This is a genomic window from Pantoea latae, from assembly GCF_002077695.1.
GTDB lineage: Bacteria > Pseudomonadota > Gammaproteobacteria > Enterobacterales > Enterobacteriaceae > Pantoea > Pantoea latae.
Genome location: NZ_MWUE01000059.1, coordinates 1 through 248 on the forward strand (window position 1 = coordinate 1; position 248 = coordinate 248).

The 248-nt window shown below is 58.5% G+C and carries 1 rRNA gene; it reads left to right on the plus strand.

Going from position 1 to position 248, the window contains the following annotated elements:
• Positions 1-161: 161 nt before the first annotated feature.
• A 5S ribosomal RNA gene (gene rrf / locus B2J69_RS23415) occupies positions 162-248 on the plus strand; the annotation flags it as partial.

Consider the following 248-nt stretch of genomic DNA (forward strand, 5'->3'; position numbering starts at 1 on the left):
TAGGCCGGGTGTGTAAGCGCAGCGATGCGTTGAGCTAACCGGTACTAATGACCCGTGAGGCTTAACCTTACAACGCCAGAGGCGTTTTGTGAGACGCGAGATTTTCAGCTTGTTAACGGACACACCGCGTGGCCTTGTGGCGGCGCGGAAAACAGAATTTGCCTGGCGGCACTAGCGCGGCGGTCCCACCTGACCCCATGCCGAACTCAGAAGTGAAACGCCGTAGCGCCGATGGTAGTGTGGGGTCT